The following is a 12,509-nucleotide window of genomic DNA, read 5'->3' as shown; positions in this document are numbered from 1 at the left end:
AGCACAGCGCGTCTGGTGCCTCATCCGCGCCCGGAGCGAAGCGAGGACGTGGATGAGCTTTCACGACGTCGTGGTGATTGGGGGTGGCGGTGCGGGGTTGAGGGCTGCGATCGCGGTGGCGGAGACGAATCCGGCGCTGCGGGTGGCGGTTGTCTCGAAGGTCTACCCGATGCGCAGTCACACGGTGTCGGCCGAGGGCGGTGCCGCGGCCGTTGCCGCCGACGACGACTCCCTCGACGAGCACGCGTACGACACCGTCTCCGGTAGCGACTGGCTGTGCGACCAGGACGCGGTCGAGGCGTTCGTCGCCGAGGCGCCGCGCGAGCTGCTGCGGCTGGAGCACTGGGGTTGCCCGTGGAGCCGGCAGCCTGACGGGCGGATCGCCGTACGGGCGTTCGGCGGCATGAAGAAGAAGCGCACCTGGTTCGCCGCCGACCGGACCGGGTTCCACCTGCTGCACACACTCTTCCAGACCGCGCTCTCCTACTCCGACATCGTCCGGTACGACGAGTGGTACGTGACCAAGATCCTCGTCGACGACGGACGCGCGTACGGCGTTGTCGCGATCGAGCTGTCGACCGGCCGGATCGAGACGATCACGGCCAGCGCGGTGATCGTGTGCACCGGTGGCTGTGGCCGGGTCTACCCGTTCACCACGAACGCCAACATCAAGACCGGCGACGGCATGGCGCTGGCCTACCGGGCCGGCGCGGCGCTCAAGGACATGGAGTTCGTCCAGTACCACCCGACCGGCCTCCCGTTCACCGGCATCCTGATCACCGAGGCGGCCCGGGCAGAAGGTGGCTGGCTGCTCAACAAGGACGGCTACCGGTACCTGCAGGACTACGACCTCGGTACGCCGTCGCCGACTCCGGTCATGCGCAGTATGGAACTCGGGCCGCGGGACCGGCTGTCACAAGCCTTCGTGCACGAGATGGACAAGGGCAACACGATCGATACGCCGTACGGTCCGGTCGTCAACCTGGACCTGCGGCACCTGGGTGCGAAGCTGATCGACGCCAAGCTGCCCTTCGTCCGGGAGCTGTGCTCCAACTACCAGAACATTGACCCGGTCAAGGAATTGGTGCCGGTCCGCCCGGTCGTGCACTACATGATGGGCGGCATCCACACCGACATCCGCGGCACGACCTCGCTCGAGGGTTTGTACGCCGCCGGCGAGGTGGCCTGTGTCAGCATCAACGGCGCGAACCGGCTGGGCTCGAACTCACTGCCGGAGTGCCTCGTCTTCGGCAACCGGGCCGGCCGGGCCGCGGCCGTGTTCGCCGGCCGGTACCGCAACGTCGTACCCAAGGCTGTCGAAGCGCAGGGCCGGGACGAGGTACGGCGCCTGACGGAGGAACTCGCCCGGCATTCCGAGGGCCACGAACGGATCGCGGACATCCGCACCGAGATGCAGACCACGATGGAGAACGGCGCCGGGATCTACCGGGACGGCGACTCGCTGACGAAGGCGGCCGACCAGCTGGCGGAGCTCCAACTGCGCTTCGCCCACGCGGCGATCGACGATCACAGCTCGAACTTCAACACCGAGCTGATCGCGCTGCTCGAGCTCGGTTTCATGCTGGACGTGGCCGAGAGCATCATCACGTGCGCGCTGCGCCGGGAGGAGTCGCGCGGAGCGCATCAGCGCACCGACTTCCCGGCCCGCGACGACGAGCGGTTCCTGGCGCATTCGCTGGTATGGCGGGAGCCGGACGGAACGAGCCGGGTCACGTACCTGCCGGTGACGATCACCCGCTGGCCGCCGGGAGAACGGGTGTACGGGAGGTAGGGAATGGCAGACGAGATCACCCTCGAGGTCGCGCGTTACCGGCCCGAGCAGGACTCCGAACCGGTGATGCAGTCCTACCAGGTGCCGCTGCGCGAGCACTGGGCCGTACTCGACGGCCTGACGTACATCAAGGACCAGTTGGACGGCACACTGTCGTTCCGGTGGTCGTGCCGGATGGGAATCTGCGGCAGCTGCGGGATGACCGTGAACGGCGAGCCGCAGCTGAGTTGCGCGACCTTCCTGACCGACTACGCGCCCGGCCCGGTGCGGGTCGAGCCGTTGCGCAACTTCCCGGTGATCCGCGACCTGGTCATCGACATCGAGGACTTCATGGCCAAGCTGCCGACGGTGAAGCCGTGGCTGGTCCGCGATGTGCACAGTCCGGTCGAGGAGGGCGAGTACCTGCAGACGCCGGAGGAACTGGACGAGTACAAGCAGTTCAGCATGTGTATCAACTGCATGCTGTGCTACTCGGCCTGCCCGGTCTACAGCCTCGAGCCGGAGTTCCTCGGGCCGGCGGCGATCGCGCTGGCGCAGCGGTACAACCTGGACTCGCGGGACGAGGGTGCCGAGGAGCGTCGCGCCGTACTCTCGTCGCCGGAAGGGATCTGGGCCTGCACGTTCGTCGGCGAGTGCAGTGCGGCGTGTCCGAAGGGGGTGGACCCGGCGGGCGCGATCCAGCGGTACAAGCTGACCGCGGCGACGCAGACGATCAAGGACCTGCTGATGCCCCGGAGCCGGCGATGAGCACTTATCAGCGGCCGCTTTCCATGTTCTGGTGGCTCGAGCGTCGTTCCTACCTGGTGTTCGTACTGCGTGAGCTGAGCAGCGTGTTCGTTGCGTGGTTCGTGGTCTATCTGCTGTTGCTGGTCAACGCGGTGAGTGACGGCGCGGCGTCGTACCAGGAGTTCCTCGACTGGAGCGGGCGGTGGTGGGTGCTCGCGATCAACGTGGTCGCGATGCTCTTCGTCCTGCTGCACACGGTCAGCTGGTTCGGACTGGCGCCGCGGGCGATGGTCATCCGGGTCCGCGGACACCGCGTGCCGCCCGCGCAGGTCGTTGCCGCGCACTACCTGATGTGGCTGTTGCTCTCGGCAATCGTCGCCTGGCTGGTGCTGCGATGAACCGCCGCCCGGCACCCGAGCCGTTGCTGTGGATGCTGTTCAGCGCCGGCGGCATGGTGGCCGCGCTGATGGTGCCGATCCTACTGTTCCTGTTCGGCATCGCGTTCCCCTTGGACCTGCTGTCGCCACCGGATCACTCGCACGTGTTCGCCGTACTGCGGAATCCGATCACCCGGCTCGTGCTGTTCGGCCTCTGCACGCTGGCGCTGTTCCACTGGGCGCACCGCTTCCGCTACACCCTGTACGACGGGTTGCAGCTGAAGCGGTACGAAGTACCCATCGTGCTGCTGTGCTACGGCGGCGCTGTGGCGGGAACCGTTATCGCCGCGGTAGTCCTGCTGACCGTGTGACATAAGGTGCGGGCATGCGGGAGATCGTGGTGATCGGCGTCGGTGCGGGCGATCCGGAACAGGTGACGATGCAGGCCGTGTCGGCGCTGAACCGGGTCGACGTGTTCTTCGTGCTGGACAAGGGCGAGGTCAAGCAGGAGCTGGTCGACCTGCGGGAGGAGATCCTGCGCCGGTACGCCCGGGACAAGGACTACCGGGTCGTCGTCGGCCGCGACCCCGAGCGGAACCGGACCACCAGCGCGTACGTCGAGGCCGTCGACGACTGGCGACGCCGCCGAGCCGACGTGTGTGCGGCTCTGATCGCATCGGAACTCGGCGAGGACCAGGTGGGTGCGTTCCTGGTCTGGGGTGATCCGTCCCTGTACGACAGCACGCTGGCGATCCTGGACGACATCCTCGCGCGGGGCGAGCTGTCCTTCGACGTCGAGGTGATCCCCGGGATCAGCAGCGTGTCGACACTCGCCGCGCGGCACCGGATCGGGCTGAACCAGGTGGGGCGCCCGATCCAGATCACCACCGGCCGGCGGCTGGCGAAGGCGTGGCCGGACGAGGTGGACGACGTCGTCGTCATGCTCGACGCCCAGACCGCCTTCACCGAACACCTCGACCAGGACGCCGAGATCTACTGGGGCGCCTACCTCGGCACCCCGGACGAGCTCCTCATCTCGGGCCCGCTGCGCGAGGTGGCCGCCGACATCGAGAAGACCCGCGCCGAGGCCCGGGACCGCAAGGGCTGGATCATGGACACCTATCTGCTGAGGCGCCCTAGCCCAAAGGTGTAAAGGCACATTCCACCGACAGCGCACCGGGTAGCGGGGATGCGACCTGGTGGTGATCGCGTACGGCGATGTCGGGAAATCGCCGGTGTTCGGATGCTCCGGGCGGTGGGGTTGGGGCATGACGACTTTGACGACGCGGCGGAGCGGGGTGCGGGTGTGGTTGGGAGTCGGGGCGGTGACATTGGGGATCTTTTCGATTGTCACCGCGGAGATGATGCCGGTTGGCTTGCTGGGGCCGATGGGGAGCAGTTTCGGGGTGTCGGCGGGGCGCACCGGATTGCTGATGACAGTGCCGGGAGTGGTGGCCGCCGTGGCGGCGCCGCTGGTGACGGTGAGTACCGCGCGGTTTGATCGGCGGGTGATGTTGTGCGTGCTGATGGTGGTGCTGGCCGGAGCCGACTTTCTTGCGGCGGCCGCGTCGGACTACTGGGTGGAGCTGGCGTCGCGCGTGCTGGTCGGGATGGTGATCGGCGGGTTCTGGTCGATCGGGGCCGGGTTGGCGGGTCGACTGGTGGCGGAACGCTCGGCGATGCGAGCGACGGCGGTGATCTTTTCGGCGGTGCCGTTGGGCTCGGTCCTCGGCGTACCGGCAGGCACGTTCCTGGGTGAACTCGCCGGCTGGCGGATGTCGTTCGTCGTACTCGGGTTGCTGACCTTGGCCGTGCTGGTCGGGCTGTACGTCTTCGTCCCGCCGCTCCCCCCGCTGCAGGTGACGCGACCGGCGGTACTGCGAGAAGCGTTGCGACAGCGTGAGACCGCCCTGGCCCTGATACTCACCTGTCTGATCGTGACCGCGCATTTCGGCACCTACACATATGTCACGACGTTCTTGCGAGAGTTCCTGCGCCCGGACCTGATCAGCGGATTGCTACTGGTGTACGGCGTGGCCGGACTGGTCGGCAACCTGGTCGCGGGGAGCACTGCCGCGCAGCACCTGCGTGCGACGTTCATGGCGTGCGCAGGCCTCATCGCGGGCGCCACACTGCTGTTGCCGGTCCTAGGACGCAGTACGGCGGGAGCACTGGTCCTGCTGGTCGTGTGGGGTCTCGGGTACGGCGGAGTGCCTGTGTGCTCGATGAGCTGGTTCGCCCGAGCGGTCCCTCAGGCCCGGGAGGCGGCGACTGTGCTGTTCACCTCCTCCTTCCAGGCTGTGCTGTCCGCCGGAGCACTGCTCGGCGGGCTGGTAGTCGACACGTGGTCGGTCTCGGTGGTGATGGTCTGCGGCGGTCTGTGCGCGGCGCTGACCACCGCAGTGCTGCTGCGGGTCAGAGCGGGCACGTAGCATCTCGGCTGTGGTCAGGACTGAGGCGGATCGGTGCCCTGGGGTGCTGGCGGTGCACGAGGCAGCCGACGGTGGGCTGGCTCGGGTGCGGGTGCCCGGTGGAGTGCTGAGCGTAGAGCAGCTCGACGTACTGCGACGGGCCGCGAGCGAGCTGGGTGACGGGCAACTGGAACTCACCTCGCGGGGAAACGTGCAGGTCAGAGCGCTGACGGCGGACGGGCCGCGGGAGTTGTCGGAGCGCCTGTACGACGCGGGACTGCTGCCGTCGATCACGCACGAGCGGGTCCGGAACATCCTGGCCTCACCGCTATCCGGTCTCGACGGTCAGAGCAGGTACGACGTGCTGCCGCTGGTCAGCGCGGTTGACGCGGGGTTGTGCGCGCGTCCGAGGCTTGCCGAGTTGCCCGGGCGGTTCCTGTTCGCGCTGGACGACGGCCGCGGGGACCTGAGCGGTGTGCAGGCTGACGTGCTGGTGCGGGCGATCGACGAGTGCGAGGCCTTCCTGAGCCTGGGCGGCGGGCTCGGTGCGCGGGTGAGCTGGGCTGACGTCGCCGATGTGATGGTCGCGACGGCAGCGGCGTTCCTCGACGAGCGCCAGGGGCAGGAGTGGCGGGTCGCGGAGCTCGAGGATGGCGAGAACCGGATCCTGGACCGGATCGGGCTGCGGGCGACTGAAGATCTGCCGGCCGCAACGATGACGATCGAGGCCGGCTGGCACGGGGAGTCCGCACTGGTGGTGACTGTGCCACTGGGGAGTCTCGGTCAGGAGCAGGCGGCCGCGATCGCGGACGTTGCCGATGAGATCCGGATCACGCCTTGGCGCTCCCTGGTCCTCCGCGTCGAAACCGACCCCAGTGAGCGGCTGGAGCGGGTTGGGTTGGTCACAAAGCCGGACTCGCCGTGGAACGGTGTGACAGCGTGTGCTGGTCAGCCGGGCTGCGCGAAGGCGCTGGCGGATGTCCGGGCGGATGCGCGGCGGGTGACGCCGCGGTTGCCCCAGCACGGGCGGCCGATGCACTGGTCCGGCTGTGAACGGCGGTGCGGCAAGCCGTCCGGTGAGTTCGTGGATGTGCTTGCTCTTGGCAACGGGTATTCGATCGACGGTGAGCGGACGGGACTGCGGTGACACACGAGTACGTGAAGGACGGTGCGGAGATCTACCGGCGGTCGTTCGCGACGATCCGGGCGGAGGCAGATCTCGGCGGCCTCCCGGCCGACGTGGCGCAGGTCGCCGTACGGATGATCCACGCCTGTGGGATGACCGACCTGGTCGCGGACATCCGCCACTCCCCCAACGTGGTCAAGAACGCGAGAGCCGCACTGCAGGACGGCGCGCCGATCCTGTGTGACGCGCAGATGGTGGCTGCCGGCGTCACGCGGAAGCGACTTCCCGCTGACAACCAAGTGATCTGCACCCTGGGTGATCCACGAGTCCCCGGGCGTGCGCAGGACCTGCAGACGACCCGCAGCGCCGCCGCGGTCGATCTCTGGCACGACCAGCTCGAAGGCTCGGTTGTTGCTATCGGCAACGCTCCGACCACGCTGTTCCGGTTGCTCGAGCTGATAGCCGAGGGCGCACCCCGGCCGGCCGCGATCCTGGGCATCCCGGTCGGGTTCATCGGGGCGGCCGAGTCCAAGGACGCGCTGGCCGCGAACGATCTCGGTGTGGAGTACCTGATCGTCAAGGGTCGCCGGGGTGGCAGCGCGATCACCGCGGCCGCCGTGAACGCGATCGCGAGTGAGGCCGAGTGACTGGGCGACTGTGGGGTGTCGGGCTCGGCCCGGGCGACCCCGAACTGGTGACGGTGAAGGCGGCCCGGCTGATCGGCGCGGCCGATGTGATCGCGTTCCACAGCGCACGGCACGGCCGCAGCATCGCCCGCTCGGTCGCGGCGCCGTACCTGAGGGACGGTCAACTCGAGGAGCACCTTGTCTACCCGCTGACCACCGAGACAACCGATCACCCCGGCGGTTACCAGGGCGCGATGGACGACTTCTACGCCGACTGCGCGGCCCGGCTCGCCGCCCATCTCGACGCCGGCCGCGATGTCGTCGTACTGGCTGAAGGGGATCCGCTGTTCTACGGGTCCTATATGCACATGCACAAGCGACTGGCCGACCGGTATCCGTGCGAGGTCGTTCCCGGCGTCACCTCGCTGAGTGCGGCGGCCGCCGTACTCGGACGGCCGTTGTGTGAGCGGGACGAGATCCTGACCGTGCTGCCCGGCACGCTGCCGCCCGACGTACTGGCGGACCGGCTGCGGAACACCGACGCGGCCGCGGTGATGAAGCTCGGGCGGACGTTCGCCAATGTGCGGGAGGCGTTCGAGCTCGCCGGCCGCGCTGACGAGGCCTGGTACGTCGAACGCGCGACGACCGAGGCGCAGCGGACCGCTCCGCTGGCCGACGTGGACCCGGACGAGGTGCCGTACTTCTCGCTCGCCCTGCTGCCCAGCCCGATCAACAACACCTTCACCGCACCGGCCGCCAAGACCGACCCGGAGGGTTCGGTGACCGTCGTCGGCCTCGGACCGGCCGGGCCGGAGTGGATGACGCCCGAGGTGCGCGCCGCGATCGCGGGGGCCGACGACCTGATCGGCTACGGCCCGTACGTCGACCGCCTGCCGGACCGGGCCCGTCAGCGCAAGCACGGCTCCGACAACCGGGTCGAGTCCGAGCGGGCCGCCTTCGCGCTGGACCTGGCCCGCAAGGGGTCCAAGGTGGTTGTGGTCTCGTCCGGTGACCCCGGGGTGTTCGCGATGGCCAGCGCGGTCACTGAGGTCGCGTCCGAGCCCGAGTACGCCGACATCGCCGTACGCGTGCTGCCTGGCATGACCGCGGCTCAGGCCGTCGCCAGCCGGGTGGGAGCACCACTCGGGCACGACTACTGCGTCCTGTCGCTGTCGGACCGGCTGAAGCCGTGGGAGGTCATCGCCGAGCGACTGTCCGCGGCGGCCGCGGCCGACCTCGCCATCGCGATCTACAACCCCGCCTCGAAGTCCCGCACCTGGCAGGTCGCCGCCACCCGCGACCTGCTCCTCGAACACCGTTCGCCGGGTACGCCGGTCGTCGTCGGTCGGGACGTGGGCGGCCCCGAGGAAGCGATCACCGTCACAACGCTCGCCGAACTGGACCCGGAAGCGGTTGACATGCGTTGCCTCCTGGTGATCGGGTCGTCACAGACCCGCACCGTGCCCCGCCCGGCCGGCCCCCTGGTCTTCACGCCCCGCCGCTACCCGGCGACGGTGAGTGAGACGACACCAGAGGCCGGTTAAATCCGCCGCCCGGCTGTGTCAGACACCATCCGGGCGGGTAGGACCCGCGCGGAGCTGACCAGTGAGGAGAATGCGGAATGGTCCAGCAGTACGGCGACACCGCCACGGTGACGCAGCCCGTCATCACCCCGACCCAGGTGCCCGACGACGCTGACGCGATCAGCACCCAGCGGTACGAGGAGGCACGGGCGGCCGCGCACCGGGCAATGTCCGACGTCACGATCATTCCGGACCAACCACCGGCCCCGCAGCTGGTGGAGCCCGACATCGACCCGGAAATGCTGGCGTATCGCGGTTTCAAGTTCGGGGCCGCGTTCTTCGGCTGGCTGATCGCGATCGCCATGTCTGTGCTGCTCTCGCTGGCCGTCTCCGCGGCAGCATTGGGCACGGCGGAGATCCTCGACTACACCCGCGCCGAGGCCGAGGCCCAGCCCGGCGCCGCGGGCATCACCGCCGCGGCTGTCGCCGTACTGATGCTGAGTCTGGCCTTCTACACCGGTGGCTACGTGGCCGGGCGGCTGGCCCGGTTCGACGGTGGGCGGAACGGGTTCGGGGTGTGGATGTTCGCGTTCCTGTTCTCCGTGCTGGCGGCAGGTGCCGGTGCACTGCTGAACAGCCAGTACGACCTGCTTGCCGAGGTGAACCGGCCGGACGTGTCGCTGTCGACCGACACCGTCACCACCGGAGGCCTCATCGCCGCCGCGGCGCTGGTCGTGCTCACGCTGCTGGCCGCGATCGTGGGCGGCAAGTCCGGCCAGCGGTACCACGACAAGATCGACCGCCTGCTCGACTGACGTGCCGTAACAACCTCACCACGCTTAGCCAGCGTGCCGACGGGTACCGGAGGCGCGACAGGGGGCTGTCTGGTGAGGAGAACTGACATGGCCCAGCAGTATCGAGAAGACACTCGAACAGAGCAGGTCGGCCCGTCCGAGCCGTACGACGACGACCAGCAGACTCGACCGCAGCACCGCGCGGACGTCCAGACGTCCGCGGCTACCGAGGTGGACCCGGCGTACCGCGGGTTCAAAGGTGGTGCCGCGTTCTTCGGCTGGCTGGTCGCGGTCGGGCTGATTGCACTGCTCACCGGGGTCGTCGGCGCGGTCGCGGCGGCGGTCGACTACGCGGTGACGATCGACTGGAACGCGGCCGAGGCCGAGGCCGGCACGATCGGCATCGTGTCCGGCGCGGTGCTGCTGCTGATCCTGGCGATCGCCTACTACAGCGGCGGATACGTCGCCGGCCGGCTCGCTCGCTTCGACGGTGGGCGGCAGGGCTTCGGCGTCTGGCTGATCGGCGTACTGATCACTGTGGTGGTCGCGGCGATCGGGGCGCTGGCCGGCTCGCAGTACGACGTACTGGACCGGGTGGAGCTGCCGTCCGTGCCGCTGACCGACGAGACACTCACCACCGGCGGGCTGATCGCGATCGGCGCTGCCGTGCTGGTGACGCTGTTCGCGGCCGTGATCGGCGGCAAGGCGGGTCAGCGCTACCACCGCCGCATCGACGTGAGCGGCGACTGAAACATCGAGCGAAACCCGGGCAGCGGATTGGGCATCCGTCGTCCGGGTTTTCGTTGTGCTGGGCCTCCCGGGAAGAGCCTGGGGATCCGAGCTGTTGATCCGGGTGTGAAGGTCGTTGTGATCGGGGCAGGTCAGGCTGGGTTGTCGGCCGCGTATCACCTGGTGCGGCTGGGGTTCACGCCGTACGACGAGGTCGTCGTACTGGATCGGAATCCGGTGCCGGGTGGGGCGTGGCAGCACCGATGGGACTCGCTGACGATGCGCGACGTGCACGGGATCGCCAACCTGCCGGGGGTACCGGTGCCGCCGAGTGCCGCTGGTGACCCGGCGAACGAGTTCGTGCCGGCGTATTTCGCGGACTACGAGCAGCGATTCGAGCTGCCGGTACTGCGGCCTGTCGTGGTGGAAAGCGTACGTCGGGTGGACGGCCTGTTCGAGGTGCAAACCGATGGCGAGACCTACCTGACTGAGGCGATCGTCAACGCGACCGGGACGTGGAATCGCCCGTTCATCCCTTGGTACCCGGGGATCGAGACTTTCCGCGGACGGCAGTTGCACACGGCCGACTATCGCGGGGCTGACGAGTTCGCGGGTCAGCACGTGCTGGTGGTCGGCGGGGGCGCGTCGGCGGTGCAGCTGCTGGCGGAGATCTCGGAGGTCGCGTCCACGACCTGGGTGACGCGGCGGCCGCCGCAGTGGCGGACGGGCGAGGAGTTCGGGCCTGAGCTCGGGCGCCGCGTCGTGGCCAAGGTCGAGGAGCGGGTGCGCGCCGGCCTGCCGCCGCGCAGTGTGGTGAGCGTGACCGGTCTGCACCTGCGCGAGCAGGAGCAGGACGCGTGGCGGCGCGGGGTGTACTCGCGTCACCCCATGTTCTCCCGCATCACACCCGACGGCGTCGAATGGCCCGAGGGCCGGGCCTTGCACGTCGACGCCATCCTCTGGGCCACCGGCTTCCGCGCCGACCTGGCCCACCTGGCTCCGCTTCACCTGCGCGAGCCGTCCGGCGGCATCCGCATGAACGGCACCCAGACCGCCCTCGACCCCCGCATCCACCTGGTCGGCTACGGCCCCTCAGCCAGCACGATAGGCGCCAACCGAGCCGGCTTCACCGCCGCCCGCCAACTCCGAAACCTCCTCCGCGAAGCCGCTGCCTGACTCCCAGGTGTGATGGCGGCGTACGGCGAGGGGGATGGTGGTGCCGGCGGCTAGGAAGATCAGGGCGGTGAGGAGCCAGCCGGGCCAGCCCCAGCCGACGGCGATGGTGGTGAGGATGAGGGGGGCGACCATGTCGCCTACTTGGCGGCCCATGGCGTAGGCGCCTTGGTATTGGCCTTGGGCGCCGGGTGGGGCGAGTTCGAAGCTGATGCCCCAGCCGCCGGCGGACTGGAGCATCTCGCCGACCACGTGGACGAGTGCGGCGATGATCAGGAGGCCGATGGTGACTGCTCCTGAGGTGACGTCCGTGATGGCAAGGACCGCACAGGCGACGGCCAGGAGCAGGCCGGCGCGGCGGCCGGCGCGGGCTGCGCCGGCCAGGTGTTCGGTGCCTCGGGCGACGCGGATCTGCAGGAGGACGACGGCGACGGAGTTCAGCACCATCAGGACTGCGATCAGCCAGCGTGGCGCGTCGGTCGCGGTCGCCACCCAGAGCGGGATCGCGACCTGAGCCATCGCGGCGTGCATGCTGAGTACGCCGTCCAGCGCCACGAAGACCAGGAACGGCCGGTCCCGCAGCGCGGCCAGCGCGGACGGACCGGTTGCCGCCGCCACCGGTTCCACTTCGGGCATGCCGAAGCGGACCAGACCGGCAGTGATCACGTACGTCGCGGCGTTCGCAAACAACGCGATCACGTACACCTCACGCCGGTCGACCGCCAGCACGATCCCGGCCAGGCCCATGCCGACGGCCATCCCGACGTTGGTCGCGACGCGCAGGATCGCCCGGGTCCGCACCCGTTGGGCGGCCGGGGACACTCCCGCGATCAGTGCACCCTTGGCACCACGCTGCCCGGAGTCGGCGATCGCGGTCACGGCTGCGATCACGACGTACACCGGGAAGGAGCGGACCTGGGTCAGAGCGGTCATGGTGATCGCCTGCAGGAGAAGGAATCCGACGTACGCCCGATTGGGCCCGAGCCGGTCGGCGAGGGTGCCTAGTGGGGTGCTGGTCACCAGGCCGACGAGACCCGCGACGGTCAGCCCGACACCGACTTGGCCGACGGACAGCCCGGCCGCCCTGGTCAGGTAGAGGGCGCCGACCGCGAAGTAGAGGCCGTTCCCGAGCGTGTTGACGAGTGTGGCGAAGACGAGCCGTCGAACGGCGGGCGGAAGAGATGCAGTCACAGCTCGCCACCCAACCTCAACCGCGACCGTTGACCCGTTGG

General features: G+C 69.0%; 13 protein-coding genes. 12 read left to right on the top strand and 1 reads right to left on the bottom strand.

Annotated features, from left to right (window positions below):
* Nucleotides 1–52 precede the first annotated feature (52 nt).
* The 12 genes from frdA (at nucleotide 53) to AB0F43_RS28555 (ending at nucleotide 11,280) form a co-directional block, all read left to right on the top strand.
* Nucleotides 53–1,792, top strand: coding sequence for a fumarate reductase (quinol) flavoprotein subunit (frdA, locus tag AB0F43_RS28610; RefSeq protein ID WP_360483415.1), 1,740 nt, complete (start codon nucleotides 53–55; stop codon nucleotides 1,790–1,792).
* Between the two features lie 3 nt (nucleotides 1,793–1,795).
* A complete protein-coding gene (locus AB0F43_RS28605) occupies nucleotides 1,796–2,539 on the top strand; it encodes a succinate dehydrogenase/fumarate reductase iron-sulfur subunit (protein ID WP_360483413.1) in 744 nt (247 codons plus the stop codon).
* On the top strand, nucleotides 2,536–2,916 hold the full coding sequence (locus AB0F43_RS28600; protein WP_360483410.1) for a fumarate reductase subunit C: 381 nt from the start codon (nucleotides 2,536–2,538) through the stop codon (nucleotides 2,914–2,916). The genes AB0F43_RS28605 and AB0F43_RS28600 overlap by 4 nt, the downstream gene beginning before the upstream one ends.
* The gene (frdD, locus tag AB0F43_RS28595; protein ID WP_360483407.1) at nucleotides 2,913–3,266 is read left to right on the top strand and encodes a fumarate reductase subunit FrdD; all 354 of its coding nucleotides are present in this window, start codon (nucleotides 2,913–2,915) and stop codon (nucleotides 3,264–3,266) included. The genes AB0F43_RS28600 and frdD overlap by 4 nt, the downstream gene beginning before the upstream one ends.
* 14 nt (nucleotides 3,267–3,280) lie before the next feature.
* Nucleotides 3,281–4,048, top strand: a complete 768-nt coding sequence (cobF, locus tag AB0F43_RS28590; RefSeq protein ID WP_360483404.1) for a precorrin-6A synthase (deacetylating) — start codon at nucleotides 3,281–3,283, stop codon at nucleotides 4,046–4,048.
* A gap of 115 nt (nucleotides 4,049–4,163) precedes the next feature.
* Nucleotides 4,164–5,327 carry an MFS transporter gene (locus tag AB0F43_RS28585; RefSeq protein WP_360483401.1) on the top strand — a complete coding sequence of 388 codons (1,164 nt, stop codon included), beginning with the start codon at nucleotides 4,164–4,166 and terminating at the stop codon, nucleotides 5,325–5,327.
* 10 nt (nucleotides 5,328–5,337) lie between these two features.
* Nucleotides 5,338–6,453, top strand: a complete 1,116-nt coding sequence (gene cobG, locus AB0F43_RS28580; RefSeq protein WP_360483398.1) for a precorrin-3B synthase — start codon at nucleotides 5,338–5,340, stop codon at nucleotides 6,451–6,453.
* The gene (locus tag AB0F43_RS28575) at nucleotides 6,450–7,079 is read left to right on the top strand and encodes a precorrin-8X methylmutase (RefSeq protein WP_360483395.1); all 630 of its coding nucleotides are present in this window, start codon (nucleotides 6,450–6,452) and stop codon (nucleotides 7,077–7,079) included. The genes cobG and AB0F43_RS28575 overlap by 4 nt, the downstream gene beginning before the upstream one ends.
* Nucleotides 7,076–8,602 carry a precorrin-2 C(20)-methyltransferase gene (locus tag AB0F43_RS28570; RefSeq protein WP_360483392.1) on the top strand — a complete coding sequence of 509 codons (1,527 nt, stop codon included), beginning with the start codon at nucleotides 7,076–7,078 and terminating at the stop codon, nucleotides 8,600–8,602. The genes AB0F43_RS28575 and AB0F43_RS28570 overlap by 4 nt, the downstream gene beginning before the upstream one ends.
* Nucleotides 8,603–8,679: 77 nt before the next feature.
* Entirely contained in the window at nucleotides 8,680–9,396 is a 717-nt protein-coding gene (locus tag AB0F43_RS28565) for a hypothetical protein (RefSeq protein ID WP_360483389.1), read from the top strand.
* Between the two features lie 87 nt (nucleotides 9,397–9,483).
* On the top strand, nucleotides 9,484–10,125 hold the full coding sequence (locus AB0F43_RS28560; protein ID WP_360483386.1) for a hypothetical protein: 642 nt from the start codon (nucleotides 9,484–9,486) through the stop codon (nucleotides 10,123–10,125).
* 105 nt (nucleotides 10,126–10,230) lie between these two features.
* Nucleotides 10,231–11,280, top strand: coding sequence for an FAD-dependent oxidoreductase (locus AB0F43_RS28555; RefSeq protein ID WP_360483383.1), 1,050 nt, complete (start codon nucleotides 10,231–10,233; stop codon nucleotides 11,278–11,280).
* Here the strand turns inward: AB0F43_RS28555 and AB0F43_RS28550 are convergent.
* The gene (locus AB0F43_RS28550; RefSeq protein ID WP_360483380.1) at nucleotides 11,197–12,468 is read right to left on the bottom strand and encodes an MFS transporter; all 1,272 of its coding nucleotides are present in this window, start codon (nucleotides 12,466–12,468) and stop codon (nucleotides 11,197–11,199) included. The two genes, AB0F43_RS28555 and AB0F43_RS28550, sit on opposite strands and share 84 nt — an antisense overlap.
* Nucleotides 12,469–12,509 lie beyond the last annotated feature (41 nt).

Origin of the sequence: Kribbella sp. NPDC023972 (assembly GCF_040639075.1) — a bacterium.
Lineage (GTDB): Bacteria > Actinomycetota > Actinomycetes > Propionibacteriales > Kribbellaceae > Kribbella.
This window is presented reverse-complemented; position numbering and strand designations above follow the sequence as displayed.

Bases quoted from the DNA above. Each gene is read 5' to 3' on its own strand.
- frdA (WP_360483415.1), top strand. From the start codon at position 53: ATGAGCTTTCACGACGTCGTGGTGATTGGGGGTGGCGGTGCGGGGTTG.
- AB0F43_RS28605 (WP_360483413.1), top strand. From the start codon at position 1,796: ATGGCAGACGAGATCACCCTCGAGGTCGCGCGTTACCGGCCCGAGCAG.
- AB0F43_RS28600 (WP_360483410.1), top strand. From the start codon at position 2,536: ATGAGCACTTATCAGCGGCCGCTTTCCATGTTCTGGTGGCTCGAGCGT.
- frdD (WP_360483407.1), top strand. From the start codon at position 2,913: ATGAACCGCCGCCCGGCACCCGAGCCGTTGCTGTGGATGCTGTTCAGC.
- cobF (WP_360483404.1), top strand. From the start codon at position 3,281: ATGCGGGAGATCGTGGTGATCGGCGTCGGTGCGGGCGATCCGGAACAG.
- AB0F43_RS28585 (WP_360483401.1), top strand. From the start codon at position 4,164: ATGACGACTTTGACGACGCGGCGGAGCGGGGTGCGGGTGTGGTTGGGA.
- AB0F43_RS28565 (WP_360483389.1), top strand. From the start codon at position 8,680: ATGGTCCAGCAGTACGGCGACACCGCCACGGTGACGCAGCCCGTCATC.
- AB0F43_RS28560 (WP_360483386.1), top strand. From the start codon at position 9,484: ATGGCCCAGCAGTATCGAGAAGACACTCGAACAGAGCAGGTCGGCCCG.